Below are 24,494 nucleotides of genomic sequence, written 5' to 3'. Positions count from 1 at the left end.
CTACATTCGATACTCTTGCCAGGTGCCGATATACGCCGCCTACGGATCCAATATGGACCCGGAGCAGATGCTCAAGCGCTGTCCGCACTCCCCCGTCTACGGAACGGGCTGGCTGGAAGGGTGGCGCCTGACCTTCGCCGGCGACGACATCGGCTGGGAAGGGCCGCTCGCGACGGTGGTCGAGGATCCGGGCTCCCGGGTCTTCGTCGTGCTGTACGACGTCTCCGCCGAGGACGAGCAGAGCCTCGACCGGTGGGAGGGTTCGGATTTCGGTATCCACAAGAAGATCCGGCTCCGGGTCTCGCCCAATTCGGGCACGGGTACGCAGCCGGGTTTGGCGTGGCTGTACGTGCTGGATGCCTACGAGGGCGGGCTGCCCTCGGCCCGCTACATCGGTGTGATCGCCGACGCGGCCGAAAAAGCCGGAGCCCCGGCCGATTACGTCCACGCGCTGCGCACCCGCAACAGCCGCAACGTCGGTCCGGGGACTTTCGGCTCGATGTAGCCGGACGACCGCGGGGACAGAGCCGAACAGCCCGCCGAGTTCGCACCGGGCGGGCCGCCCGGTCAGCGTGCCTGCAGGACCAGATTGGTCATCACGCGCACGCCGGCCGCCAGCGCGCGCTCGTCGATGTCGAAGGTCGGCTGGTGGATGTCCAGTTGCGGGCCCTCGCCCGACCACACGCCCAGCCGCGCCATCGCACCCGGAACCTCCTCGAGGTACCAGGAGAAGTCCTCGCCACCGCCCGACTGCGGAGTATCCGAGAGCGCGTCCGGGCCCAGACCGAGAATCGCGTCCTCGAACATCCGGGTGGAGAATTCGTCGTTGACCACCGGCGGCACGCCGCGCTTGTAGTTCAGCTGATATCGCACGCCGGTCGGGGCGAGCAGTCCGTCGACGATTTCGCGGACCATCGGCTCGAGCAGCGACCAGGTGGTGTGATCCCCGGTCCGCACGGTGCCGGTAAGCATGCCGGTCTGCGGAATCGCATTGGGCGCCTTACCCGCCGATACCGCGCCCCACACCATCACCGTGCTGGTTCGCGGATCGATGCGACGGCTGAGCAGACCCGGCAGGCCGGTGATGACGGTGCCGATGGCATAGACCAGATCGCTGGTCAGATGCGGCCGGGAGGTGTGCCCGCCCGGCGAGTCGAGCACCAGTTCCACGGTGTCGGCGGCCGAGGTGATGGCTCCGACCCGCACCCCGATCCGGCCGACCTCGAGCCGGGGATCGCAGTGCAGGGCGAACACCCGCGAGACGTCGTCCATCGCACCCGCGGCGACCATATCGATGGCACCGCCGGGCATGACCTCCTCGGCGTGCTGGAAGACCAACCGGACGCCGACCGGCAGTTCGTCCATCTCGGCGAGGGCCAGGGCGGTGCCGAGCAGGATCGCGGTGTGCGCGTCGTGACCGCAGGCGTGGGATACCCCGGGGACGGTCGAGGCGAACGGCCGGCCGGTGTACTCCTGCAGCGGGAGCGCATCCATATCGGCGCGCAGGGCCAGGCGTGGCCCCGCCGGGCCGATATCGCAGATCAAACCGGTGCCGGTGGGCAGTTTGCGCGGTTCCAGACCGGCCTTCACCAGCCAGGACTCGACGAATTCGGTGGTGCCGTGCTCGGCGCGGGACAGTTCCGGATTGGCGTGGATGTGGCGGCGCCAGCCGATCAGATCGTCACCGTGGTCACGCAGCCACGCCTCGACCGCCGCCTGTCCGGCCGTGATCTCCGCCTGCCGTCCGGTCGCGAGCCCGGTGTGCCGACACGTGCCGGCCTCCGGGCCCAGCGCCTTGCCCTGCAGGCCCGGTGTGGCCGCCTTGCTCTGCAGGCCCGGGGCTGCTGCTGCGCGGCCCGCCGCCGCGGAAGGGCGCGCACCGGTCGCGGAGTCGTCCTCCGAACCGGTGGCGGTATCGTCGCCGCGACCCGCCGCGGCATCTCCTTCGCGGCCCGCCGGTGATGACCGGCCGATCGTGCTCACCGAATTTCCTCCTGTCGCTGAATACTGCGCTCCAACAACCTGTCCCTGTGTAGTTGATCGCCCGCAACCTGGATTGCGGTACGGGCCAGTGCCCGCGCCCCGTCGGCCACCGCGAGATCGGCCGACGGCGTCACGCAGGCCGCGGCGAACTCCCGCTGGTGTGTCACCGCGCCGTTCGCCTCGATGCCGATAACCGGGTGGATGCCGGGAATGACGTTGGTGACATTGCCCATATCGGTACTGCCCAGCGGCCGTGCTGCCTCGAGGTCCGGCGCGAGCGGCACGCGACCCATACCGATGATTTGCTCGCGGTAGGCACACAGTAGTGCGGAATCCGGCGTGAGCTCGGTATATGTGGGCGCCAGCGCCCGGATTTCATGGGTGCATCCGGTCGCCAGCGCTCCCGCCTCGAAGCAGGCCGAGGCGCGCTGCAGCAGATCGTCGAGGGATGCGGAATCGTCTGCCCGCAGGTAATACAACAGTTCCGCATGGCCGGGCACGATATTCGGGGCAACACCGCCCGACTCGACTATACCGTGGAGTTGCTGGCCGGGGCGCAGATGCTGACGCAGCAGACCCAGTGCGACCTGCGCGACGGTGGCGGCGTCCCCGGCGTTGCGGCCGTACTCCGGCGCGGCGCTGGCATGTGCCTCGCGGCCGTGGAAGGACACCGACAGATCGGCCAGCGCCAGCGACCGCGCACCCACGATGTCCAGCGGACCCGGGTGCACCATCAGGGCCATCGCGACCCCGTCGAAGACCCCGCGCTCGAGCATCAGCACCTTGCCGCCGCCGCTCTCCTCGGCCGGCGTGCCGAACACCTTCACAGTGAGGCCGCACCGATCGGCCACCTCGGCCAGGGCCAGGCCCGCGCCCACCGCCGCCGCGGCGATGATGTTGTGGCCGCAGGCGTGACCGATCTCGGGCAGCGCGTCGTATTCGGCGCAGATTCCGACCACCAGATCACCACTGCCGTAGGTGGCGACGAAGGCGGTGTCCAGGTCCGCGACCGGCGTCTCGATACCGAATCCGCGCTCACGCAGCGGGACCAGCGTCTTGGCGACACTGCGGTGCTCGGCGAACGCCAGCTCGGGTTCGGCGTGAATGGAATGCGAGAGGGCGATCAGATCCGATTCGGCGGCCGTGACCGCGGCATCGGCGGCGGCGAGGAGGGCAGGATCGGCCGGGGCCACATGCGCGTCGAAATCGTCGGCACGAGCGTCGTCGGCATCGGCATCGTCGGCGCAGGCGCAGCCGGGCGCCGCGGCCCGGTGCGCCGACCGGCCCGTTCGACTCCAGCTGCGTTCGTCCCCGCTGCGTGGCATGGCACACAGTCTCGCACTGTGCGCCACGCGATGATCATCGGGTTATCAGGAGCCGAAGGCGAGATTCTCCGGTGTGGTCGGGGTATTCAGGCCCGCGAGCGCCCGTCCGTGCAGCGCACGCTTGATGACCGGCAGATTCGGCTTGCGGTTGCCGGTCAGCGCCGCGGCCCGCGCCACGGCCGCGGCCAGGACGCCGTCCGCCTCGGCCGCCTCGTCGACGATGCCCGCGGCGATCGCGTCGGCGGCGCCGTAGCGCCGGCCCGTGGTCATCGCCTCGAGCGCGACCTGGTTGGTCAGCCGTTCGGTGACGAGCGCGTTCATCGCGACCGTGAACGGCATCCCGAGGTGAACCTCGGGCAGGCACCAGTACCCGCGATCCGAGCGCATCACCCGGAAGTCGTGCGAGGTGGCCAGCATGGCGCCGGCGCCGAAGGCGTGGCCGTTCAGCGCGGCGACGGTCGGCATACCGAAGGCCAGCAACCGGCTGAAGACGGAATGCACCCGGTCCAGGTACCAGTGCATCTTGTCCATGTTGCCGAACAGCCAGTCGGTGTCCAGGCCGTTGCTGAAGAACTTTCCGGTGGCCACCGTGACCAGCGCCGCCGGCCCCTCGGCGGCCTCTACCTCGTCCAGTTTCGCGTGGAAGGCGTCGATCCAGTCGGGGTGGAAGCGGTTCTCGCTGTCGGTCTGACCCTCGTTGCCGAGGTAGAGCACGAATACGTCCCCGTCACGGTCCAAGTACGGCATAGGCAGAGAATATGCAGCGCCGTATGAACGGCCGCATCACACCCCCGGCCAAGTTACCGACGAGTTGTCATCACCGGCCGGGTACGTGTCAGCGACGTGGCGGGATCGGCACCCGCATCAGATCCTCGGCGATCACCAGCTCCCCGTCGAAATACCGCTCCGCCTCGGCCCGGTGCCCGGACAGATCGCCGTAGCGCTGCGAGAAATGGGTGAGGACGAGGGTCCGCACGCCCGCCTCCGCGGCCACGCGTGCCGCCTGCCCCGCGGTGAGATGGCCGAAATCGTCGGCCAGCTGCGCCTCGGCCTCCAGGAAGGTCGACTCGATGACGAGCATATCGGCGCCTTCGGCCAATTCCGCTACGCCCGAACACATTCGGGTGTCCATCACGAAGGCGAAGCGCTGTCCGGGCCGCGGGGCCGAGACCTCGTCGACGGTGACCGTGCGGCCGTCGGGCAGTCGCACCGCGCCTTCGCGCTGCAGTGCCCCGACCACCGGACCCGCCAGGCCGAATTCGGCGAGCCGCTCCGGCAGGATCCGATGGCTGTCGGGTTCGACCAGCCGGTACCCGAAGGTGTCGATGCGATGCGACAGCCGCATGGCCTCGAAGGTGAACGGCGCGTCGGGCAGCGGCACCGGACCGTCCGCGTCGATCGGATGTTCGCGCAGACCGGGAAACGGGGGTACCACCCCGCGCAGGTGCGTGAGCAGATCGGCACCCGATTCCGGGAAGCAGATGTCGACCGGATGGGTCACCTGGTCCAGATTCAGCCGCGCCAGCACCCCGGGCAGGCCCAGGCAGTGATCACCGTGGAAGTGCGTCAGCCCGATCCGGGTGATGGCACTCGCCGAAACCCCCGCGAACAGCATCTGCCGCTGCGTCCCCTCGCCGGGATCGAACAGCAGGCCGTCACCGTCCCAGCGCAACAGATATCCGTTGTGATTGCGTCGGCGGGTCGGCACCTGACTGGCCGTCCCGAGGACCACGAGTTCACGCACGGCACCATCCTGCCCCCGCCCCGGCGACCGCGCCCGGCGGCGGTGGTCGTGTCCGGCCCGCGACGCGCACAACCGGCCCGTCGGCGCACTATCGTGGGCGCATGCTTGCCGAACAGGCCGCCGAGGCGATCGCCACACGTACGGGAGTCACGCACCATCGGGTCGCGGTGATACTCGGATCCGGCTGGCAGTCCGCCGCCACCGAGATCGGAGCGCCGCGGGCGTCGATTCCGATGACCGAGCTGCCCGGCTTCGAACCGCCGACGGCGCAGGGCCATCAGGGCATCGTGCATTCGGTAGCGGTCGGTGAGGTGCCGGTGCTGCTGATGATGGGCCGCCAGCACCTCTACGAGGGCTACGAACCGCATCGGGTGGTGCACGCGGTGCACGCGGCGGCCGCGGCGGGTGCCGAGACGGTGATCCTCACCAACGCCGCGGGCGGTATCCGCCCGGGCCTGCGCGTCGGCGAGCCCGTGCTGATCAGCGATCACCTCAATCTCACCGGGCGCACTCCGCTCACCGGTGCCGCGTTCGTGAACATGGTCGATGCCTGGGATCCCGAATTGCGCACGCTGGCAAGGGAAATCGACCCGTCGTTGAGTGAGGGCGTCTACGCGGGCCTGAACGGACCGCAGTACGAGACGCCCGCCGAGATCCGTATGCTCGGCGGCATGGGCGCCGATCTGGTCGGCATGTCGACCGTGCTGGAGGCGATCGCGGCCCGCTCGCTGGGGCTGCGGCTGCTGGGCATATCGCTGGTGACCAATCTGGCCGCGGGCGTGACCGGCGCACCGCTGTCCCACCAGGAGGTACTCGCCGAAGGGCAGGCCGCCGCACCGAGATTGGGCAAATTGTTGCGCGGTGTGCTGGAACGGCTGTAGGCGGCCGCCATGTTGCGATTCGGAACGGCAGGTCTGCGCGGCCCGCTTCAGGAGGGGCCGGACGGGATGAACATCGGCACCGTGGCACGCGCGAGCGCCGGTGTGGCGGCGTGGCTCCGGGACCGCTGCCTCGGCGGTGGTCTGGTGATCGTCGGTCGCGACGCCCGGCACGGCTCCGCGGAGTTCGCCACGGTCACCGCGGAAGTGTTTGCCGCAGCGGGCTTTTCGGTGCTGCTCCTGCCACAGCCGCTGCCGACGCCGATCGTGGCGTTCGCGGTACGGGAGCTGGGTGCGGTGGCCGGCGTGCAGATCACGGCGTCCCACAACCCCGCCACGGACAACGGGTACAAGCTCTATCTGGACGGCGGTTCCCAGCTGATCCCGCCCGCCGACACCGAGATCGAGCGCTGTATCGATGCGGTCACCGAACCGATCGCCCGCACCGATCCGGCCGCCGGCGCCCCCTCACCGTCGATCCTGTCGCTGCCCGATGATGCCGGGCGAGCCGAACTCGGCGAGGAACTCGTCCGCCGCTATCTGGCGCGAGCCGCTGCCGTGCCCGAGGCGATCGGCGGCGCGCGAACGATTCCGGTCCATGCGGGCCACCACACCGCGAACGAGGACCGCGACGGCGAACCGATTGCGGGAGACCGAATGACGGTGCAGCGCCCCGATATCCGGATCGCGCTGACTCCCATGCACGGCGTCGGCGGCGAGACGGCGGTGGCCGCGCTGGCCGCCGCCGGGTTCCACGACGTCCATGTGGTCGAGGAACAGTTCGCACCCGATCCGGACTTCCCGACCGTGGCGTTCCCGAATCCGGAGGAGCCGGGCGCCGCGGATCTGCTGCTGGCACTGGCGGAGAAGATCGACGCCGACCTCGCCGTCGCACTCGATCCCGATGCCGATCGCTGCGCGCTCGCGGTCCCCGGCCCGAACGGGTGGCGCATGCTGCGCGGCGACGAAACCGGTGTGCTGCTGGCCGATTACGTCCTGCGCAACGCGGCACCGGACGCGCTGGTCGCGACCACCGTAGTATCGTCGCGACTGCTGGGGAAACTCGCGCCGGCGCGCGGGGCCCGGTACGCCGAGACGCTCACCGGATTCAAATGGCTGGCACGCGCCGGGGAGGGCCTCGTGTACGCCTACGAGGAGGCCATCGGCCACTGCGTCGATCCGGCTGCCGTGCGCGACAAGGACGGCATCACCGCCGCCGTCGCCGCCGCCGACCTCACCGCCCGCCTGCGCGAGCAGGGGCGTTCCCTGCTCGACGTCCTCGACGACTACGCCGTGGAATTCGGCCTGCACGCCGGCGACCAGGTTTCGCTGCGATTGCCCGATCAGGCGGCCGCCGCTCGAGCCGTTGCCCGCCTGCGCGATACGCCGCCCGATGTCATCGCGGGCGTGCCCGTCACCTGCACCGACCTTTCCACGGTTCGCGGCCGGATGCGCACCGACGCCTTGATCTTCGAAGGCGAGGGGCAGCGCATCGTCATCCGCCCATCGGGTACCGAGCCGAAACTCAAATGCTATTTGGAGGTCGTCGAGCCGGTTCGCGACCGCGACTCGCTGACTTCGTCGAAAGCGGTTGCAGCACAACGACTCTCGGCACTGCGCGAGTTCTGCGAGAAGTTGTGAACAGCTGAGCCTTCCGCGCGAACCCTACCGATCCCGCGGTTCGGCTGGATGCTACCCGGGCGGCATCAGTCGTGGCGCGGGCCGAATTGGCGGTCGCCGGCGTCACCCAGCCCCGGCACGATGAAGGCGTCGGCATTGAGTCCGGAGTCGACCGCGGCGGTCACCAGTCGCACCGGCAGACCCGATTTCTCCAGCGCGGCAATGCCTTCCGGGGCGGCGACGACGCAGATGGCGGTGATGTCGGTGGCGTTGCGGGCGGACAGCAGTTCCAGGGTGTGGCGCATCGATCCACCGGTGGCCAGCATCGGATCGAGGACGAAGACCGGCAGGCCCGACAGGTCCGCCGGCAGCGATTCCATGTACGGCACCGGCCGATGGGTCTGCTCGTCGCGCGCCACGCCGACGAAACCGACACGGGATTCCGGAATCAGCGCACTGGCGGCGTCGACCATGCCGAGGCCGGCGCGCAAGACCGGCACCAGCAGCGGTGGTTGCGCCAGCCGGGCGCCCCGGGTCGGCGCCACCGGGGTGTCGATGTCGAAGGTGTGGGTCGGGGCTTCCCGCAGCGCTTCGTAGACGAGGAATCCGGTCAGATCGGCCAGTGCCGCCCGGAATCCCGCGTTGGATGTGCGGGCATCGCGCATGGTCGTCAGGAGGGTGACCGTCAGCGGGTGTTCCACGATATGCGTACGCATGAGGGAACGATAAGGTCTGTCGGGGTTGGAAATCGGCAACCGAGGGCGGATTTCCGCAACCGGAGTGGGAACTGTTGCGCAGGGGCATGCGTCGAACTACTCGGATGACGTAATCTGCCACCAGACCAGCACGATGGGGGATGTTGATGCACAGGATCTCGGTCGACACCGAGGGCGTCGCCGCCTACGGTGCCACAGCTGCGGGACTGGCCGGTGAAATGGGTGTGGCCGCGGCGGGCGCCGCCGGCGCCGACCCGGTCCTGCTCGGTCCGATCTTCGGTTTGGTGGGGGGCGATTTCGTCGCTGCCTATGCCGCGGCCCATGCCGGGCATGTCGCGGGGATCGGCGAACTGTCCGCGGTGATGGGCAGTGTGGGAGCCGCCGCGACGGGCGCCGCCGCCACCTATTCCGAAACCGACGCCGCCCACGCCGCCGCCCTGCGCGCCGCGGAAGGCCCGATCGGATGACGGGCGTCATCGATCTCGACGCACTCGCCCAGCCACTCATCGATCTGCTCACCAGCTTCGGCTCCGGGGTGCTGCCCGCCGGCGGCCCGGCCGATGCGCTGCGCCAGGTGTCCACCCATCTCGACGGAATTCATCAGGCCGGTAGCGCGAGCATCAATCAGATGACCAACGCCTGGAACGGCGGTGGTGGCGACGCGGCGATGGACAAGGCGCTCAAGGTACAGACCTCGGCGGCCGCGATGTCGGATCGCGGCAACGATATGGCCGATGTGGTCAGCCAGGCCGCCGCCTCGGTGCAGACGGGCCAGAAGGAACTCGACGGAATCGTCCAGTCGTTCGTGCAGTCGGTCACGGCGCTGGGGCCCGCGGTGACGACTCCCCTGGGACTGATCACCGTGGTGAACTCCGCGATCGACCATTTCGGCCAGGCGCTCGGCGTGGTCGGCCGGGTGCGGTCGGAACTCGACACGCACACCACCTCCATGAACGACCTCACCCCGCCCCCGCCGACGCCGTCCATGTCGAGCACTCCGGTGGCCGCGGCCGCTGCCGCCGCACCCGCGCTGAGCACCGGCGCCCAGACGGCCGGTTCACTGCTCGGCGGTCTGGTATCGAGCGGCGGTTCGATGATGAGCAGCATGACCAGCCCGGCCTCCGCGGCGACGCAGTCGCGGTCGAGCTCGGGCGGCACGAGGACTCCCGGAGCCCAGCAGTCCGGCGCCGACAAGCCCGGCCGCCACGGCGGCGTCATGATCACCCTGCCCGACGGCAGCCAGGTCGAGGCGCCCAATCAGAAGGCCGCCACCGCGGTCAAGGCCGCTATCAGCGCCTGCGGCACGCCGTACGTCTGGGGCGGCAACACCCCCGGGGCCGGCCTGGACTGCAGCGGCCTGACCAAGTGGGCCTACGGCGAGGCCGGCGTCGACCTGCCCCGACTCGCCTGCGATCAGAGTGCCGGCGCCACACCGGTGAGCCCGGGCGATGTCATGCCGGGCGATCTGGCCATCTGGGACGGTCACGTCGCGATGGTCGTCGGTAACGGACAGATGGTCGAGGCCGGTGATCCGGTGCAGATCGACCCGATTCGAACGGAGAACATGGGAATGGCGTTCCACGGGTTCTACAGGCCGACGTCATGAGCCAGCCGCAGCACCAGCAGATCCCGAGCGTCACGGTCGCCGCCAGCACCAATCGCGCCGGCACCATCAGTGTGCGGGCCACCGATCAGGGCATTCCGGTGGAGATCAAATTCGAGCGCAGCGAATACCGTTACGGCGCACAGGCTTTGGCCGCGGAGATTCTGCGGCTGACCAAGCGGTCGGCGATCGTCGCCAAGGCCCGCCGGCGCGAACTGCTCGCCGAATCCGGCATGCCCACCGAGATCCTGGACAAATTGGGCCTGCCCACCCGCCAGGAAGCCGTCGACGAACTCGACCGCATGGACGACGAGGACACCGGCCCCACCAGCTGGATGAGGCCCGTATGAACGGTCGCGGGCAAAACAGGCTGCGGAGCGTAACCACGCGGCGCCCCGTTCGTACGGTTGACAAGCACAGCATGAGCGTTGGCGCATCTGCCGGAAAGGACGCACTGTGAGCGCGGAAATGGATGCCCTCGTCGCCGCGGCGACGAATAAACTCGAGGCCCTCGAGGCGGCGCTCTACAACCTGAAGAACGTGCGCGGCCGGTTCACCGCCGAGGACGGTTCGGTGAGCGTCGAGGTCGACAGCGACGGCGCCCTGGTCGGCCTGGACCTGTCCGAGGCCGTCACCTCGCATTCTCCGGCCGAAGTGGGCCAGTTGATCATCTGGGCCTGCCAGCAGGCGGCGCAGAATGCGGGAGAGCAGCGCTCGGAGGTGGTCGCCACCCTCAATTCCGCCTTCACCGCGCCCGAATCGGGAAACGTTGGGGGGCGGGCCGAATAGTGCCGAAGGCGACGGCTCGATAGGCTTCCGGTCATGGCTTCTGGAGACATCGTCCCGATCGAGCTCGGTCTCACCGACGGCGATCTGGTCACCCTGTGGGCACCGCGCTGGCGAGACGGTGACGACGAGTGGGAGGCATTCCTCGGTCACGAGGACGAGCTCTACGGATTCGACTCCCCCGCGGAGCTCGCCGCGTTCATCCGGACCAACGACGACAACGATCTGGTGGACCATCCGTCCTGGAAGGTCGTCGTGGGTTTGTCCGCCGCCGAGCTGGAGCCCCAGGAGGAGCACGTCTTCGATCTGGTCGGCGTTCCCGAACTCGCGGCCGGTGAACCCGACCCGGAGACCATCGCCGAACTGGAAGAGACCCTCGAGATGGTTCGCACCATCGGCGAGGTGTGCGAACTCGAGGTGGTCACCAAGTTCTTCGGCTCCCATCCCGTCCTCGGCGCTCTGCCGGCGGGTGTGACCGCGTTCGTCGGCCGCGACGGCGAACAGCTGTGGGATCAGGTCGGCAACGCGATCGCCAAGGACTGGGACCGGGTCATCGATGCCATCGATTCCGTGGTGGCCTCTCCGGATGTCGACCAGGAAGCGCTGGCCGTGGCGGAGGCGGAACTGCTGGCCGCCGAGGAGAACGTCGTCGACGCCGAGGACGTCGCCGACACCGACGACGACGATATCGAGCCGGTCGACCTCGACGAGGACGAGGACACCGACGAGGAAGACGACGAGGACGAAGAGGAGACCTTCTGGCACGAGGTCGGCATCGACCCGGTCAAGATCGTCACGTCCGAAGGCGAATTCTTCACCCTGCGTTGCTATCTGGACGACGAGCCGGTGTTCCTCGGCCACGACGGCACCATCACCGTCTTCCCCTCCGAGCGCGCGCTGGCCCGCTACCTGGCCGACGATCACGACCACGATCTGGCGCGGGTCAGCACCTACGGCGAGGTTCGCACGGCGGCGGTCGACGGCTCGCTCGAGGTCGAGGTCACCGAGGAGAACGTCTACGTGCTGCCGGGCCTGGCCGACGACCTGGGCCAGGGACCCAAGGCGGTCGATATCGACCAGCTGGATCTGGCGGTCGAATTGTTCACCGACGCAGCCGATTACGTCGGTGACGACTCCGTCGAGCAGGCGCTGGCGAAGTCGACGCCGCTGGGCTGGTACGTCTCCTACCTGCTGGAGCCGGACCCGACCCGGCTGGCGCCGAGTCCGCCGTTCACCGCCGAGGCCGAGAGCTGGCGAGCGCTGGAGCAGGCCTTCGAGAACCGGCTGGAGAAGGGCTAGCCGGTTCCCGAGGCGCGGTCATCGGCCGAGGGACGCGGTGGTCATCCGATCAGCACGGCGTAACCGGGCTTGATCACCTCGTCGATGATGCGCAGCCGGTCGGGGAACGGGATGAACGCCGACTTCATGGCGTTGATCGTGAACCGTTCCAGATCGCTCCAGCCGTAGCCGAAGGTTTCGACCAGCTTCAACATTTCTCGGCTCATGTTGGTATCGCTCATGAGCCGGTTGTCGGTATTGACGGTGACCCGGAACCGCAACCGCGCCAGCAGGTCGAACGGATGCTTGTCCAGAGCCGGCACGGCACCGGTCTGCACATTGGACGAGGGACACAGCTCGAGCGGAATCCGTTTGTCGCGAACGTAATTGGCCACCAGCCCGAGGGTGGGCTCGGAGCCGTCGCCGTCGAAGATGTCGTCGGTGATCCGCACCCCGTGCCCGAGCCGATCGCAGCCGCAGAACGCCAGCGCCTCGTGGATCGACGGCAGCCCGAACGCCTCCCCGGCGTGAATGGTGAACTGCGCACAGTTGGCGCGCATGTATTCGAAGGCGTCCAGATGCCGCGAGGGCGGATAGCCCGCCTCGGCTCCGGCGATGTCGAATCCGCCGACCCCGCGGTCGCGGAAGCGCACCGTCAGCTCGGCGATCTCGCGGGAGCGGGCGGCGTGACGCATGGCGGTGAGCAGGCAGGTCACCCGGATGGGGGTGCCGGCTTCGGCGGCCAGCCGCTCGCCCTCGCGAAAGCCTGCCAGGGTGTGCTCGACGACCTCGTCGAGAGTGAGGTCGCGTTCGAGATGCTGTTCGGGCGCGAAGCGGACCTCGGCGTACACCACCCCGTCGGCGGCCAGGTCCAGTGCGCATTCGCGCGCCACCCGCCGCAGTCCCTCCGGGGTCTGCATCACCGCCACCGTGTGTGCGAAGGTCTCCAGATAGCGCTCGAGCGATCCGCTGTCGGCCGCTTCGCGGAACCACTGCGCCAGAGCCTGCGCGTCGGTGGCGGGTAGCTGGTCGTATCCGCAGTCCTCGGCCAGTTCGAGCACGGTCGCGGGACGCAGGCCACCGTCGAGATGGTCGTGCAGCACGGCCTTGGGGGCCTGGCGGATCGAGGCGAGAGTCAAAGGCATCGGTCCAGTCATGTAACGACGCTATCCGCATTCGCGGGCCCGTGCAGGCAACTTGCCGGGTGTGCATCTGCCCGCCGGCCTGTCGTTGCCCGGCGGTCGCCCCCATGTAGCCGGACTCGGCTCAGTACCTGGCCATCAGATAGGCGCCCACGACGATCAGCGCACAGCCCGCCAGCCGCTGCGCGCTGACCGGCCGGCGTGGGAAACCCATCACACCGAAATGGTCCATGGCCGCCGCGAGCAGCATCTGACCGGCGATGATCAGGGCGTCGAAGGTGCTCACTCCGACGCTGGAGGCCACCGTGATCATCGCGAAGATGGCGGCGCCGCCGGTGAGCCCGCCGAAGGGAGCCCATCGGGGCATCGTCTTCAGATCCGATCGGGACGGCCACGGCTGATGCGGCGAAATCGCCAGTGTCACAGCGAATATCGCGCCGACACCGGCGAGCGCCACCGCGTACGAGATCACGCCGCACAGAAAGACGTTGTGCAGGGCGAGTTTGAGCGAGTTCTGGCATCCGGCCTCGACCGAGCGCAGGGCGCCGCCGACGAGCATCAGGACGAAGACGAGAATCATCGCCCCGCGGCCGAGCGCCGCCTGCCGAACAGTGGTGCGGGCGATCATCGCGCCGCCTCCCCGGCCGGCACGAACTCGGGTGGCCGGGGCGCCGCCTCCCGGGAATCGCTCGCCATGAGATACACCGCCACGGTGATCAGCGCCGCGGCCAGCAGCCGCGGCGGCGTCGCGTGCCGCTCGGCGAAACCCATCGCGCCCAGGTCGTCCATCACCAGCGCGACCAGCATTTCGGCCACGATGACGACGGCGTTGAAGGTGGCGACACCGACATATTTGGCCACGGTGATCATGCCGATCACCGCGACACCGCCGATCAGCCCGCCGAACGGCGCCCACCAGGGCATCCGTTCCACATCGGCCCACGTCGGCCACGGCGAATGCGAAACCACGGTCGAGATCACGAGGAAGACCGAGAATCCGGCCAGCGCGACGGCGTAGGACACCACCGCGCACAGCCACATGTTCTTCAGATGGAATTTCTGTGTGTTCTGGCATCCGACCTCGACGGACCGTAATCCGCCGGCGGCCAGGATGAACAAGAAGATCAGTCCGAGAGCGACAGCACCCACGAGACACGTCCTTCGCTAGGTGACAACGAATGCCGCCGCACGCAGGCGGTGCTCACCAGCCGGATTCTGCGGTCGCGCGAGCACAGAATAGCAACCTGAATGACGTGCCGTTGGTTATTGGCACAATAGACAGGTCACCAACTGTGCTCAGAGGCCGATCCGCCCCAGGGTCAGCGGATGCGCGGTCGGCGGAACCGCTCCGATGTCGAATCCCGCCCTCAGTGTCGCGATCGCCGTGGGTACCGCCGCTTCGGAGTCGGTGTGCAGGGTGAACAGCGGCTTCCCGGCCGTCACCGGATCGCCCGGCTTGCAGTGCATCTCGATGCCCGCGCCGAACTGCACGGGATCGCCCTGACGAGCGCGTCCGGCGCCGAGCCGCCATGCGGCGAGCCCCACGGCCATCGCATCCAGCCGGGTGAGGACGCCAGATTCCTGCGCCACCAGGGTTTCGGTGTGCCGCGCCCGCGGCAGGGGCGCGTCGGGATCGCCACCCTGCGCCGTGATCATCGCCCGCCAGTGATCCATCGCGCGGCCGTCGGCCAGCGCGGCGGCGGGGTCGACATCGCGAATACCGGCCTGCGCCACCATCTCTCGCGCCAGCGCCACCGTCAGCTCGACGACATCCGCCGGGCCGCCGCCGGCCAGAACCTCCACCGCTTCGGCGACCTCGAGCGCATTGCCCGCGGTACGCCCGAGCGGGGTGTCCATCGCGGTGAGCAACGCGACCGTCCGCACCCCCGCGTCGGTCCCCAATTCGACCATGGCCGTGGCCAATTCGGTGGCGTCGCGGAAATTCTTCATGAACGCGCCGCTGCCGACCTTCACATCCAGGACGAGTGCGCCGGTTCCCTCGGCGATCTTCTTGCTCATGATCGAACTGGCGATGAGCGGAACCGATTCCACGGTGCCGGTCACATCGCGCAGCGCGTACAGACGCTTGTCGGCCGGTGCCAGATCCGCCCCGGCCGCGCAGATCACCGCGCCGACCTCCGGGTCGGCGAGGATCGACCGCATCCGCGCGGTATCCAGATCGGCTCGCCAGCCCGGAATCGATTCCAACTTGTCCAGGGTTCCGCCCGTGTGACCCAGGCCGCGGCCCGACAACTGCGGTACCGCCGCGCCACAGGCGGCCACCAGTGGCGCCAGCGGCAGGGTGATCTTGTCGCCGACTCCTCCCGTCGAGTGTTTGTCGACGGTCGGCCGGGGCAGGTCCGTGAAGTCCATCCGCTGCCCGGACGCGATCATCGCGGCGGTCCACCGGGCGAGTTCGCGGCGGGTCATGCCGCGCAGCACGATCGCCATCGCCAGGGCCGACATCTGTTCGTCGGCGACCTCGCCGCGAGTGAACGCGTCGACCACCCAATCGATCTGTTCGTCGTCGAGTTCCGCACCGTCGCGCTTGGCCGCGATCACCGACACCGCCGTATGGGTCATGGCGAAAAGCCTTCCAGATCCCGTTCGGGGTGCGGAAATTCACATCATTTCCGGCCGGCGGCCAGATCGTCCGGCCCGAAGGCGTCCGGCAGCAACCTCGCCAGGGGTACCGGGCCGTCGCGATGGTCGACGAGCAGTTCCGGCCCGCCGTGCTCGTAGAGCACCTGCCGGCACCTCCCGCAGGGCATCAGGATTTCCCCGTGCGAATCACAGACAGCGACCGCCAGCAAACGGCCGCCGCCGGACGAACAAAAGTTACCGACGAGTACAGTTTCGGCGCAGACGCCGAGCCCGTATGAGACATTTTCCACATTGCAGCCGCTCACAATGGAACCGCCGGCGGTGAGAGCGGCGGCGCCGACCGGAAAGCCGGAGTACGGTGCATACGCATTACGCATTACTCGAAATGCGTTGTGACGCAGGGAATCCCAATCAATTTCCGGCATATCGGACCTCCGCTCGAATGGCTGATATGACAGCGTAGAAATGGCACCGCGACGCCGTCGAACATTCAGGCAAGGCAAACCTAACTCGCCGCTTGGAGGCTCAACGCACGGCACGCCGAATTAGTTCCGCGAATCGCCGGGGATTAGAGTTCTCCACAGATCGGTCCAGGTTTGGCAACGCACCGCCGGCCACCGCCTCCGGATGTCAGCGCCCGAGTTGAGCTGGTGTTTCTCCAGATTCACATGCTCGGCGTATGCCGAAGCTGCGACCGGATCCGACTGCCGGCTCGCCGGCGTGTCCATCAACGACGTTGGAGGCACCGCACTCTATGACGACCACACTGGAAGCTCCGGCTCAGCCGAAGCGGAAGACCCTGTACCGCGGCGACCCGGGTATGTGGTCCTGGGCGATGCACCGGATCACCGGTGTCACGATCTTCTTCTTCCTGTTCGTCCACGTACTCGACACCGCTCTGGTGCGGGTCAGCCCGGACACCTACAACCGGGCCATCGAGACCTACAAGAACCCGGTCGTGGCCCTCATGGAGATGGGCCTGGTCGTCTGCGTGCTGTTCCACGCGCTCAACGGCGTCCGCGTGATCCTCGTCGACTTCTGGTCCAAGGGCCCCAAGTACCAGCGCCTGATGCTGTGGATCGTGCTCACCATCTGGGTTCTGGTCTCCGCCGCCGGCGTCGGCCGCCAGTTCTTCTACCTGCTGACGGAGCACTGATATGACCGCACCTGTTCTCGGCAAGTCCTACGACCGTCCCGCCAGCCTCGACTCGCCCCGCACCCCGCGCCGTTCCTCCGGCAACAACTTCGAGAAGTACGCGTGGCTGTTCATGCGCTTCTCCGGCCTGCTGCTGATCGTGCTGGTGCTGGGCCACATGACGATCATGCTGATGCTCGACGGCGGCGTGAAGCGACTGAACTTCGGCTTCGTGGCCGGCCGCTGGGCCAGCCCGTTCTGGCAGTGCTGGGATCTGGCCATGCTGTGGCTGGCGCAGCTGCACGGTGGCAACGGCCTGCGCACGGTCATCGACGACTACTCCCGTAAGGACTCCACCCGCTTCTGGCTGAAGACCCTGCTGGCCGTCGCCATGATCCTGATCATGGGCGTGGGCACCTACGTCATCTTCACCTTCGACCCCAACATCAGTTAGGAACGCCTCCGCGATGAGTGAATCCCGTCCGGTTCAGGAACACCGCTACGACGTGGTCATCGTCGGTGCCGGTGGCGCGGGGATGCGCGCGGCGATCGAGGCCGGCCCCCGGGCTCGCACCGCCGTGCTGACCAAGCTGTACCCGACCCGCAGCCACACCGGCGCGGCACAGGGCGGTATGTGCGCCGCGCTGGCCAACGTCGAAGAAGACAACTGGGAATGGCACACCTTCGACACCGTCAAGGGTGGTGACTACCTGGTCGACCAGGACGCCGCGGAGATCATGGCCAAGGAGGCCATCGACGCGGTGCTGGACCTGGAGAAGATGGGCCTGCCGTTCAACCGGACGCCCGAGGGCAAGATCGACCAGCGTCGCTTCGGCGGTCACACCCGCGACCACGGCAAGGCGCCCGTCCGCCGCGCCTGCTACGCCGCCGACCGCACCGGCCACATGATCCTGCAGACGCTCTACCAGAACTGCGTCAAGCACGACGTGGAGTTCTACAACGAGTTCTACGTCCTCGACCTGGTGATGAGCGAGACCGACCGCGGTTCGGTCGCCACCGGCGTGGTCGCCTACGAGCTGGCCACCGGCGAGATCCACGTCTTCCACGCCAAGGCGATCATCTTCGCCACCGGCGGTTCCGGCCGGATGTACAAGACCACCTCCAACGCGCACACGCTGACCGGTGACGGTATGGCGATCGTGTTCCGTAAGGGGCTGCCGCTGGAGGACATGGAGTTCCACCAGTTCCATCCGACGGGCCTGGCCGGTCTGGGCATCCTGATCTCCGAGGCCGTCCGCGGTGAGGGCGGCATCCTGCGCAACGCCTCCGGTGAGCGCTTCATGGAGCGCTACGCCCCCACCATCAAGGACCTCGCGCCGCGCGACATCGTGGCCCGGTCGATGGTCAAGGAGGTCCTCGAGGGTCGCGGTGGCGGCCCGAACAAGGACTACGTCTTCATCGACGTGACCCACCTCGGCGAGGACGTGCTCGAGGAGAAGCTGCCCGACATCACCGAGTTCTCCCGCACCTACCTGGGTGTGGACCCGGTGAAGGAGCCGGTGCCGGTCATGCCGACCTGTCACTACGTGATGGGTGGTATCCCGACCCGCATCCGCGGCGAGGTGCTGCGCAACAACACCGACGTGGTCCCCGGCCTGTACGCCGCCGGTGAGTGCGCTTGCGTGTCGGTGCACGGCTCGAACCGCCTGGGCACCAACTCGCTGCTGGACATCAACGTGTTCGGCCGCCGCTCGGGTATCGCCGCCGCGGAGTACGCCGCCCGCACCGAATTCGTCGAGCTGCCGGAGAACCCGGCGCAGATGGTGCAGGACTGGCTGACGCTGCTGCTGAGCGACCACGGCAACGAGCGGGTCGCCGACATCCGCACCGAGCTGCAGGTCACCATGGACGCCAACGCCGCGGTGTTCCGCACCGAGGAGACCCTCAAGCAGGCGCTGACCGACATCCACGCGCTCAAGGAGCGCTACCAGCACATCACCGTGCAGGACAAGGGCAAGCGCTACAACAGCGACCTGCTCGAGGCCGTCGAGCTCGGCTTCCTGCTGGAGCTGGCCGAGGTCACCGTCGTGGGCGCACTCAACCGCAAGGAATCGCGCGGCGGCCACGCCCGCGAGGACTACCCCGACCGCGACGACGTCAACTTCATGCGCCACACCATGGCGTACAAGCAGGTCGAGCCCGGTAAGCCGGCGGAGCTGATCGCCGACATCCAGCTCGACTTCAAGCCGGTCGTGCAGACCCGTTACGAGCCGATGGAGCGTAAGTACTGATGACTGCTGTAGCCGAAGCCCCGGCCGGGCAGAAGCCGGCCCCCGTGCCCGACGGGTCGACCATGGTGACGGTGAAGGTCGCCCGGTTCAACCCGGAGGACGACAAGGGCGCGCACTGGGATTCGTTCCAGGTGCCGGTCCTGCCGACCGACCGCTTCCTGAACGTGCTCATCTACATCAAGTCCTACCTGGACGGCACGCTCACCTTCCGGCGCTCCTGCGCACACGGTGTCTGCGGTTCCGACGCCATGCGCATCAACGGTGTGAACCGGCTGGCGTGCAAGGTGCTGATGAGCGACATGCTGCCCAAGAACGGCAAGGAGCTCACCGTCACCGTCGAGCCGATCCGCGGCCTGCCCGTGGAGAAGGACCTCGTGGTGAACATGGAGCCGTTCTTCGACGCGTTCCGCGCGGTGAAGCCGTACCTGATCACGCACGGCAACGAGCCCACCCGCGAGCGCATCCAGTCCCAGACCGACCGCGCGCGCTTCGATGACACCACCAAGTGCATCCTCTGCGCCTGCTGCACCACCTCCTGCCCCGTGTACTGGAGCGACGGCAGCTACTTCGGCCCGGCCGCGATCGTGAACGCTCACCGCTTCATCTTCGACAGCCGCGACGAGGGTGCCCGCGAGCGTCTCGACATCCTCAACGACGTCGAAGGCGTCTGGCGCTGCCGCACCACCTTCAACTGCACCGACGCCTGCCCCCGCGGCATCGAGGTCACCAAGGCCATCCAGGAGGTCAAGCGAGCCCTCCTGTTCGCCCGGCCCTGAGGTAGGTAGCAGTTCGAACTCGACAGGCCGCCCGCATCACGCGATGCGGGCGGTCTTTCGTTTACTAGGCAATTTGCTCAGTTTGCTGGGGGTTTGTTGTCGGATCGGGGTGCGGGTGCTTGCCTGGAGGCATGTTCACCGAAGGTCAGCTGTATTCGCCGGTTACCACGGGTAACGACGGCGATGTCACGGTGCATTTGAGTGCCGAGCATCCGGGGGTGCACGATACGGAGTATCGGGCGCGGCGCAACGCGATCGCCGCGCTGGCGCTGGCGTATCGGGAGGGCGAGACGCTGCCGCGCATCGACTACACCGAGGAGGAGCAGCGGGTCTGGCGCATCGTGTCGGCGGAGTTGACGCGCAAACATCGGACGTACGCGTCGGCGGAGGTGCTCGAGGGCGCCCGGCGGCTGGACCTGCCTGCCGATCATATTCCGCAACTGGACGAGGTGACCGCGAAACTGGTGCCGCTCACCGGTTTTCGCTACGTGCCGGCGGCGGGTTTGGTGCCGCTGCGCGAATTCTTCGGCTCGTTCGCCGATCGAATTTTCCACTCCACCCAGTACATTCGCCACCATTCCGCGCCGCTGTACACGCCGGAGCCCGATTCGATTCACGAAATCATCGGGCACGCAAATCAATTGGCGTCGCCGCGGTTCGCCGCGATCTATGCCGAAGTCGGCGCCGCGGCGTCCCGGCTGGAGACCGAGGCGGCGTTGAAATTCCTGGCCGACGTATTCTGGTTCTCCATGGAATTCGGTGTAGTGCGCGAAAAGGGCGAAGTGCGTTGCTACGGTGCGGGTTTGCTGTCCTCGTTCGGCGAGATCGAGGAGTTCCGGCACGCCCGGCTGCGTCCGCTGAACATCCACGACATGGGCACCGCGACCTACGACATCACGCACTATCAGCCGATTCTGTATTGCGCGCGGTCGATTTCCGAGATCGAGGACGTGATCGGCGGCTTCTTCGCCGGCATGACCGACGACAGCGCGACCGCCGAGCTGACCGCGTCCTGATCGGAGGGTGGCGTCAGTCGCCCGATTCCGGCCCGGGGACCGCCGGCCCCAGCGGCATGCCCGCCTCCATGAATTCCACGATCCGGTCGATCTTGTCCAGATCGAGCCCCTCCCGGCCGAACGCGGTCATCATCGCCCCGATCATGGCCCCGGAGAAGGCACGGACCTCGAAGTCGCTCGGTTCGCGGCCGACTCGGCGGGCGAGCAGCGCGGAGACCAGATCCACGTTGCGTTCGGTCTCCTGCATGATCACGCTGCGCAGCTCGGGCTCGTTGTAGATCAGCTTCATCCGGTCCTGCTCGAACTGCCAGTCCTGCGGGTCCAGATTGTCGAAGGTGTCGCGCATCGCCTGGCGGAACGCGGCCAGCGGCGTCAGCTCCGGCGGCTGGGATTCGAGCGCGTGGATCATGATCGGATCGACGTCGTCGGCCAGCACCACCTGCTCTTTGGACGGGAAATAACGGAAGAAGGTGCTCGGCGAGATATCGGCGGCCTCGGCGATCTGCTCGATCGTAGTCGCCGAATACCCCTGTGCCTGAAACAGTTTCATCGCTTCCGCGCGGATGGTGCGGCGGGTGCGCTGCTTCTTGCGTTCGCGCAGGCCTACCCGGGGCGACGTGGTCGCCCCGGAGTGGGCCCGAGCGGGTGCTTTCGACTCAGCCGACATGCACCGATTCTCCCGCATCGGCCGCGGAGTGCGGGTCCGGCTCCCCGCTTCGGGTCCGGATCGCGGCGAGCAGCGCCGCCGCCACGCACACTCCGGCGCACAGCCACAGCATCGCGCCCATCCCGGAGACGAAGGCCGATTGCACATGGGCGAGCATGTCGGCGTTGCCGGTGGTCCGAGCCACCGCGACACCCGCGTTCACACCGTCCGACACCGGCTCGTGGTTGTAGGAGCGCAGGTCGGAGCGATATTGCGTGGCGAGGACGGTGCCCAGCACCGCCACGCCGATGGTGCCACCGGCCTGGCGCAGCGCCTGCAGCAGCGCCGAACCGGAACCGGCGCGCTCGGCTCCCAGCTGCCCCATCGCCATTCCCATCGCGGCCGGCATGACCAGGCCCATCGCGAAGCCCAGGATCGTGGTCCAGGCCGCGGTGTAGCCGTATCCGCTGCTCACCCGGGTCATGGCGCCCATGGCGAGCCCGGCGCCGAGGATGAGGAAGCCACCGCTGAGCACGATCCGCGCCCCGAGTTTCGGCAGCAGCTTGTCGACCACCCGCGTGCCGACCACCAGCCCGCCGATCAGCGGCAGCAACCGCAGCCCGCTACCGAGCGAGTCGACGCCGAGCACCGCCTGGAAGTACTGCGGCACGGTGAAGAACATGCCGAACATCGCGAAGTTCACGAAAACGGAATACGCGGTGCCCCAACGGAATCCGCGGTTGGCGAACAGTGCGATGTCGACCAGTGGGTGCGTGATCCGCCGCTGCCACCATACGAAGCCGGCCAGCAGCGCCGCACCGGCGACCACCGCCGCCCAGGCCGCGCCGTCGCCCCACCCCTGTTCGCCGAAGCGGATGAATCCGTAGGTGAACCCCAGCATGCCCGCGGCCGAGAGCAGCACACCGGGCAGATCGATGCGGAAGGCCGAATCGCTGCGGGTCTCCGGAACCAGCAGCGCCACCGCGATCAACCCGACCACGACCAGGGGAACGTTGATCAAGAAGACCGAACCCCACCAGAAATGGTTCAGCAGCCAGCCACCCACGATCGGGCCGAGCGGCAGCCCCAATGCGGTGGAGCTGACCCAGATCGTCAATGCGCGCTGTCGTTCGGTGCGATCCGGGAACAGGCCGGGCAGCACCGACATCGACAGCGGCATCATCGCGGCCGCCGCGATACCCAGCACCGCGCGGGCGGCGATCAACATCCCCGCCGAGGTCGCCAGCGCACACCACAGCGAGGCTCCACCGAAGACGACCAGCGCCGCCAGCAGGAACTTCTTGCGGCCGTAGCGGTCGCCGAGCGCACCCGCCGGCAGCATCACGGCGGCCAGCGCGAGGGTGTAGGCGGTGGTGAACCATTGCAGCGCAGCGGTATTCGCATGCAGGTCGAGGGCCATGGTGGGTAGCGCGACGACCAGCACGGTGGTGTCGAGGCCGATGGTGAGCATCGCGAGCCCGAGCGCACCGAGGGCGAGCCAGCGCGCCCGGCCGGCGCCCGGCACATCGACTCCCGGCGCATCGGCCGGGCGCGGTTCGCGGTCCGCTGCCGACGGGCGGTCGGTCGCTACCGAGCGTCCGGCCTCTTCCTCCCGCGCCGCGGTCCCGGTCGATGCGGGCGATTCCGATGATCTCCGCAAGTTCATGACATGTCCATTCAGTTGGTTGTGTCTATATTTTGATAGTAGCTTTCATTTCATGGTCTCTGTCAATACTTTGCGGGCGCGGGTGTTCGCGGCACCATCGCGCAACGCCGCATAAGCTGCATGTCGATGAACACCCGCATGTCCCGCACCGTCCGCTTCCGCCGAACCCGCTCGCTGGCGGCCGCCGTACTGACTGCCGGGCTGCTGGGCGCCACCACGGTTACCGGGCTCGGCGTGGCCGACGCGGCCCCCGCGCCGCCGTCCACGCCGTTCACCACCCCGAATACGGATTCCTGCCCGAACAAGACGGCCCCGCCCGCGCCGATCGATACCTCGGAGGTGCCGGCGCCCGGCAGTACGACGCCGTCGCCGCTACCGGTGCCGTCGAATCCGATCGGCGGCGACAAACTCGGACGCTGCGGCGTGGTGGTTCCGGCGGGCGCACCACCGGTGCCCGCCGACATCTCGGCGACCGCCTGGCTGGTCGCCGACCTCGACACCGGCAAGGTGCTGGCCGCGAAGGATCCCCACGGCCGCTACCGACCGGCCTCCACGATCAAGACGCTGCTGGCCGCGGTCGCACTCCCCGCGCTGGACCCCAACCAGGTCGTGATCGGCACGCAGGACGACGCGAACGCCGACGGCACCCGCGTCGGCATCGGCCCCGGCGGCCGCTACACCAACGACCAGCTGTTCCACGCGCTGCTGATGTGCTCCGGCAACGACGCCGCCCATGCCATCGCCACCCAGCTCGGCGGCGACGAAGCCACCGTCGCGAAGATGAACGCGATGGCAAAACAGTTGCAGGCCATGGACACTCGGGCCGCCACCCCCTCCGGCCTGGACGGCCCCGGAATGAGCACCTCGCCCTACGACCTGGCGACGATCTTCCGCCACGACATGCAGAACCCCACCTTCGCCTCGATCATCCACACCGAGCAGTACGACTTCCCCGGCTACCCCGCCGACCCCAAGATCCCCGACGACAAGGACCACCCCGGCTTCCCCATCGCCAACGACAACCGCCTGCTGTACGACTACGACGGTGACCTGGGCGGCAAGACCGGCTACACCGACGACGCCCGGCAAACCTTCGTGACCGCCGCCGAACGCAACGGCCACCGCCTGGTCGTCACCCTGCTCAAGGCCGACGTCCTCCCCATCCGCCCGCCGGAGCAAGCCGCCCGCCTCCTCGACTACGCCTTCGCCCTCCCCGCCGGCGCGAACATCGGCTCCCTGCCCGACCGCAACACCGGCGAGACACAGACCCACACCACCGCGGAATCCCTGATCGCCCACCGGCCGCGGCTGCTGATACCGGGCC

26 protein-coding genes are annotated in these 24,494 nt (G+C 68.2%); 14 read left to right on the top strand and 12 right to left on the bottom strand.

The window, feature by feature from the left end:
• Window positions 1-22: 22 nt before the first annotated feature.
• Window positions 23-505 (top strand): gamma-glutamylcyclotransferase, encoded by a 483-nt coding sequence (locus A5789_RS33045; RefSeq protein WP_063015633.1) that lies wholly within the window; start codon window positions 23-25, stop codon window positions 503-505.
• 62 nt (window positions 506-567) lie between these two features.
• Here A5789_RS33045 and A5789_RS33040 read toward each other — a convergent pair whose 3' ends face one another.
• The 4 genes from A5789_RS33040 to A5789_RS33025 all read right to left on the bottom strand — a co-directional run bounded on the left by A5789_RS33040 (window position 568) and on the right by A5789_RS33025 (window position 5,052).
• Window positions 568-1,731: a M20 family metallopeptidase gene (locus A5789_RS33040; protein ID WP_063015646.1), complete on the bottom strand. Its 1,164-nt coding sequence runs from the start codon at window positions 1,729-1,731 to the stop codon at window positions 568-570.
• A gap of 248 nt (window positions 1,732-1,979) precedes the next feature.
• Window positions 1,980-3,308 (bottom strand): M20 family metallopeptidase, encoded by a 1,329-nt coding sequence (locus A5789_RS33035; RefSeq protein ID WP_082941124.1) that lies wholly within the window; start codon window positions 3,306-3,308, stop codon window positions 1,980-1,982.
• 45 nt (window positions 3,309-3,353) lie between these two features.
• The gene (locus A5789_RS33030; protein WP_030513588.1) at window positions 3,354-4,055 is read right to left on the bottom strand and encodes an enoyl-CoA hydratase-related protein; all 702 of its coding nucleotides are present in this window, start codon (window positions 4,053-4,055) and stop codon (window positions 3,354-3,356) included.
• An 88-nt stretch (window positions 4,056-4,143) separates the two neighbouring features.
• Complete coding sequence (locus tag A5789_RS33025; protein WP_064905721.1) at window positions 4,144-5,052, bottom strand: ribonuclease Z; 909 nt, start codon at window positions 5,050-5,052, stop codon at window positions 4,144-4,146.
• Window positions 5,053-5,153: 101 nt separating this feature from the next.
• Here A5789_RS33025 and A5789_RS33020 point away from each other — a divergent pair, with 101 nt between their 5' ends.
• Window positions 5,154-5,933: a purine-nucleoside phosphorylase gene (locus A5789_RS33020; RefSeq protein WP_064905723.1), complete on the top strand. Its 780-nt coding sequence runs from the start codon at window positions 5,154-5,156 to the stop codon at window positions 5,931-5,933.
• A gap of 9 nt (window positions 5,934-5,942) precedes the next feature.
• Window positions 5,943-7,571, top strand: coding sequence for a phospho-sugar mutase (locus tag A5789_RS33015; protein WP_064905725.1), 1,629 nt, complete (start codon window positions 5,943-5,945; stop codon window positions 7,569-7,571).
• Window positions 7,572-7,636: 65 nt separating this feature from the next.
• Here A5789_RS33015 and upp read toward each other — a convergent pair whose 3' ends face one another.
• Entirely contained in the window at window positions 7,637-8,266 is a 630-nt protein-coding gene (gene upp, locus A5789_RS33010; RefSeq protein ID WP_063015629.1) for a uracil phosphoribosyltransferase, read from the bottom strand.
• Between the two features lie 146 nt (window positions 8,267-8,412).
• On the opposite strand from upp, the gene A5789_RS33005 reads away from it, so the two are divergent.
• The 5 genes from A5789_RS33005 to A5789_RS32985 all read left to right on the top strand — a co-directional run bounded on the left by A5789_RS33005 (window position 8,413) and on the right by A5789_RS32985 (window position 11,954).
• The gene (locus A5789_RS33005) at window positions 8,413-8,733 is read left to right on the top strand and encodes a type VII secretion target (protein WP_063026495.1); all 321 of its coding nucleotides are present in this window, start codon (window positions 8,413-8,415) and stop codon (window positions 8,731-8,733) included.
• Entirely contained in the window at window positions 8,730-9,872 is a 1,143-nt protein-coding gene (locus tag A5789_RS33000) for an NlpC/P60 family protein (RefSeq protein WP_064905727.1), read from the top strand. Before A5789_RS33005 ends, A5789_RS33000 begins: the two co-directional genes overlap by 4 nt.
• A complete protein-coding gene (locus tag A5789_RS32995; RefSeq protein WP_030513581.1) occupies window positions 9,869-10,219 on the top strand; it encodes a hypothetical protein in 351 nt (116 codons plus the stop codon). The genes A5789_RS33000 and A5789_RS32995 overlap by 4 nt, the downstream gene beginning before the upstream one ends.
• Before the next feature lie 106 nt (window positions 10,220-10,325).
• On the top strand, window positions 10,326-10,658 hold the full coding sequence (locus A5789_RS32990) for a YbaB/EbfC family nucleoid-associated protein (protein ID WP_030513580.1): 333 nt from the start codon (window positions 10,326-10,328) through the stop codon (window positions 10,656-10,658).
• 33 nt (window positions 10,659-10,691) lie between these two features.
• Window positions 10,692-11,954: a hypothetical protein gene (locus A5789_RS32985; RefSeq protein WP_063015628.1), complete on the top strand. Its 1,263-nt coding sequence runs from the start codon at window positions 10,692-10,694 to the stop codon at window positions 11,952-11,954.
• A gap of 41 nt (window positions 11,955-11,995) precedes the next feature.
• Here the strand turns inward: A5789_RS32985 and A5789_RS32980 are convergent, their stop codons facing one another.
• The 5 genes from A5789_RS32980 to A5789_RS32960 all read right to left on the bottom strand — a co-directional run bounded on the left by A5789_RS32980 (window position 11,996) and on the right by A5789_RS32960 (window position 16,104).
• On the bottom strand, window positions 11,996-13,090 hold the full coding sequence (locus A5789_RS32980; protein WP_064905729.1) for an adenosine deaminase: 1,095 nt from the start codon (window positions 13,088-13,090) through the stop codon (window positions 11,996-11,998).
• 109 nt (window positions 13,091-13,199) lie between these two features.
• Window positions 13,200-13,703, bottom strand: a complete 504-nt coding sequence (locus tag A5789_RS32975; RefSeq protein ID WP_064905731.1) for a DMT family transporter — start codon at window positions 13,701-13,703, stop codon at window positions 13,200-13,202.
• Window positions 13,700-14,224, bottom strand: coding sequence for a DMT family transporter (locus tag A5789_RS32970; protein WP_030513576.1), 525 nt, complete (start codon window positions 14,222-14,224; stop codon window positions 13,700-13,702). The genes A5789_RS32975 and A5789_RS32970 overlap by 4 nt, the downstream gene beginning before the upstream one ends.
• Before the next feature lie 147 nt (window positions 14,225-14,371).
• Entirely contained in the window at window positions 14,372-15,658 is a 1,287-nt protein-coding gene (locus tag A5789_RS32965; RefSeq protein ID WP_064905733.1) for a thymidine phosphorylase, read from the bottom strand.
• A 44-nt stretch (window positions 15,659-15,702) separates the two neighbouring features.
• Window positions 15,703-16,104 carry a cytidine deaminase gene (locus tag A5789_RS32960; RefSeq protein ID WP_030513574.1) on the bottom strand — a complete coding sequence of 134 codons (402 nt, stop codon included), beginning with the start codon at window positions 16,102-16,104 and terminating at the stop codon, window positions 15,703-15,705.
• 329 nt (window positions 16,105-16,433) lie between these two features.
• Here A5789_RS32960 and sdhC point away from each other — a divergent pair, with 329 nt between their 5' ends.
• From sdhC to A5789_RS32935, 5 genes are all read left to right on the top strand, one after another.
• Window positions 16,434-16,835, top strand: a complete 402-nt coding sequence (gene sdhC / locus A5789_RS32955; RefSeq protein WP_051755344.1) for a succinate dehydrogenase, cytochrome b556 subunit — start codon at window positions 16,434-16,436, stop codon at window positions 16,833-16,835.
• A gap of 1 nt (window position 16,836) precedes the next feature.
• A complete protein-coding gene (locus A5789_RS32950) occupies window positions 16,837-17,268 on the top strand; it encodes a succinate dehydrogenase hydrophobic membrane anchor subunit (protein WP_030513572.1) in 432 nt (143 codons plus the stop codon).
• A 13-nt stretch (window positions 17,269-17,281) separates the two neighbouring features.
• The gene (gene sdhA / locus A5789_RS32945) at window positions 17,282-19,066 is read left to right on the top strand and encodes a succinate dehydrogenase flavoprotein subunit (RefSeq protein WP_030513571.1); all 1,785 of its coding nucleotides are present in this window, start codon (window positions 17,282-17,284) and stop codon (window positions 19,064-19,066) included.
• Window positions 19,066-19,842, top strand: coding sequence for a succinate dehydrogenase iron-sulfur subunit (locus A5789_RS32940; protein ID WP_030513570.1), 777 nt, complete (start codon window positions 19,066-19,068; stop codon window positions 19,840-19,842). Before sdhA ends, A5789_RS32940 begins: the two co-directional genes overlap by 1 nt.
• 131 nt (window positions 19,843-19,973) lie before the next feature.
• A complete protein-coding gene (locus A5789_RS32935) occupies window positions 19,974-20,858 on the top strand; it encodes a phenylalanine 4-monooxygenase (RefSeq protein ID WP_064905735.1) in 885 nt (294 codons plus the stop codon).
• 13 nt (window positions 20,859-20,871) lie between these two features.
• On the opposite strand, the gene A5789_RS32930 is transcribed toward A5789_RS32935, so the two are convergent.
• Window positions 20,872-21,525: a TetR family transcriptional regulator gene (locus tag A5789_RS32930; RefSeq protein WP_063015623.1), complete on the bottom strand. Its 654-nt coding sequence runs from the start codon at window positions 21,523-21,525 to the stop codon at window positions 20,872-20,874.
• A complete protein-coding gene (locus A5789_RS32925) occupies window positions 21,515-22,975 on the bottom strand; it encodes an MFS transporter (protein ID WP_064905764.1) in 1,461 nt (486 codons plus the stop codon). The genes A5789_RS32930 and A5789_RS32925 overlap by 11 nt, the downstream gene beginning before the upstream one ends.
• Window positions 22,976-23,296: 321 nt before the next feature.
• Between A5789_RS32925 and A5789_RS32920 the strand changes: the two genes are divergently transcribed.
• Window positions 23,297-24,494 (top strand): serine hydrolase (locus A5789_RS32920; RefSeq protein ID WP_156773039.1); only part of this gene is annotated, 1,198 nt, incomplete at its 3' end.

Source organism: Nocardia sp. 852002-51101_SCH5132738 (assembly GCF_001665695.1).
GTDB classification, from domain to species: domain Bacteria; phylum Actinomycetota; class Actinomycetes; order Mycobacteriales; family Mycobacteriaceae; genus Nocardia; species Nocardia nova.
The sequence above is the reverse complement of the archived record's forward strand: the minus strand, read 5'-3'. Positions and strand labels throughout refer to the sequence as shown.

What these genes read in the sequence shown, in the direction of transcription:
- A5789_RS33035 (WP_082941124.1), bottom strand. Translation starts at nt 3,308, where the DNA reads ATGCCACGCAGCGGGGACGAACGCAGCTGGAGTCGAACGGGCCGGTCG.
- A5789_RS33030 (WP_030513588.1), bottom strand. Translation starts at nt 4,055, where the DNA reads ATGCCGTACTTGGACCGTGACGGGGACGTATTCGTGCTCTACCTCGGC.
- A5789_RS33020 (WP_064905723.1), top strand. Translation starts at nt 5,154, where the DNA reads ATGCTTGCCGAACAGGCCGCCGAGGCGATCGCCACACGTACGGGAGTC.
- A5789_RS33015 (WP_064905725.1), top strand. Translation starts at nt 5,943, where the DNA reads ATGTTGCGATTCGGAACGGCAGGTCTGCGCGGCCCGCTTCAGGAGGGG.
- upp (WP_063015629.1), bottom strand. Translation starts at nt 8,266, where the DNA reads ATGCGTACGCATATCGTGGAACACCCGCTGACGGTCACCCTCCTGACG.
- A5789_RS33005 (WP_063026495.1), top strand. Translation starts at nt 8,413, where the DNA reads ATGCACAGGATCTCGGTCGACACCGAGGGCGTCGCCGCCTACGGTGCC.
- A5789_RS33000 (WP_064905727.1), top strand. Translation starts at nt 8,730, where the DNA reads ATGACGGGCGTCATCGATCTCGACGCACTCGCCCAGCCACTCATCGAT.
- A5789_RS32995 (WP_030513581.1), top strand. Translation starts at nt 9,869, where the DNA reads ATGAGCCAGCCGCAGCACCAGCAGATCCCGAGCGTCACGGTCGCCGCC.
- A5789_RS32985 (WP_063015628.1), top strand. Translation starts at nt 10,692, where the DNA reads ATGGCTTCTGGAGACATCGTCCCGATCGAGCTCGGTCTCACCGACGGC.
- A5789_RS32980 (WP_064905729.1), bottom strand. Translation starts at nt 13,090, where the DNA reads ATGACTGGACCGATGCCTTTGACTCTCGCCTCGATCCGCCAGGCCCCC.
- A5789_RS32975 (WP_064905731.1), bottom strand. Translation starts at nt 13,703, where the DNA reads ATGATCGCCCGCACCACTGTTCGGCAGGCGGCGCTCGGCCGCGGGGCG.
- A5789_RS32965 (WP_064905733.1), bottom strand. Translation starts at nt 15,658, where the DNA reads ATGACCCATACGGCGGTGTCGGTGATCGCGGCCAAGCGCGACGGTGCG.
- A5789_RS32960 (WP_030513574.1), bottom strand. Translation starts at nt 16,104, where the DNA reads ATGCCGGAAATTGATTGGGATTCCCTGCGTCACAACGCATTTCGAGTA.
- sdhC (WP_051755344.1), top strand. Translation starts at nt 16,434, where the DNA reads ATGACGACCACACTGGAAGCTCCGGCTCAGCCGAAGCGGAAGACCCTG.
- A5789_RS32950 (WP_030513572.1), top strand. Translation starts at nt 16,837, where the DNA reads ATGACCGCACCTGTTCTCGGCAAGTCCTACGACCGTCCCGCCAGCCTC.
- sdhA (WP_030513571.1), top strand. Translation starts at nt 17,282, where the DNA reads ATGAGTGAATCCCGTCCGGTTCAGGAACACCGCTACGACGTGGTCATC.
- A5789_RS32940 (WP_030513570.1), top strand. Translation starts at nt 19,066, where the DNA reads ATGACTGCTGTAGCCGAAGCCCCGGCCGGGCAGAAGCCGGCCCCCGTG.
- A5789_RS32935 (WP_064905735.1), top strand. Translation starts at nt 19,974, where the DNA reads ATGTTCACCGAAGGTCAGCTGTATTCGCCGGTTACCACGGGTAACGAC.
- A5789_RS32930 (WP_063015623.1), bottom strand. Translation starts at nt 21,525, where the DNA reads ATGTCGGCTGAGTCGAAAGCACCCGCTCGGGCCCACTCCGGGGCGACC.
- A5789_RS32925 (WP_064905764.1), bottom strand. Translation starts at nt 22,975, where the DNA reads ATGCTCACCATCGGCCTCGACACCACCGTGCTGGTCGTCGCGCTACCC.